Raw genomic sequence first — 500 nt, 5'->3', positions numbered from 1 at the left:
GCTTCTACTGGTGGAACGGGCGTATGGAGCAGCAATGCTACCGGTGTAGCCACTGTAGATAATAATGGTTTGGTTCGTGGTGTTGGTGCTGGTAATGCGGTAATTACTTATACTGTAACCACTGGTTCTGGTTGTATAAGCCAGGATACTGCCCGTATAACTGTAAATGTTTTACCTCAGATGGTGAAGACCGCTGGCCCTCGTGAAGTATGTGCCGGTAGTACTATTACTTTGAGTAATGCTTCCACTGGTGGTACTGGCGTGTGGAGCAGCAATGCTACTGGTGTTGCTACTGTAGATAATAATGGTTTGGTTCGTGGTGTAGGTGCCGGTAATGCAGTAGTTACTTACACTGTAACTACTGGTTCAGGTTGTGTAAGCCAGGATACTGCTAGTGTGACTGTAAATGCTTTACCCCAGATGGTGAAGACCGCTGGCCCTCGTGAAGTATGTGCCGGTAGTACTATTACATTGAGTAATGCTTCCACTGGCGGAACGGG

At 47.4% G+C, this 500-nt stretch carries 1 protein-coding gene; it reads left to right on the top strand.

Annotated features, from left to right (window positions below; genetic code table 11):
• Positions 1 to 500: Ig-like domain-containing protein (locus IEY13_RS30050; RefSeq protein WP_188959476.1), on the top strand; the 500-nt coding region annotated here is incomplete at both ends.

The organism is Filimonas zeae (assembly GCF_014641615.1).
Lineage (GTDB): Bacteria > Bacteroidota > Bacteroidia > Chitinophagales > Chitinophagaceae > Filimonas > Filimonas zeae.
This window is presented reverse-complemented; position numbering and strand designations above follow the sequence as displayed.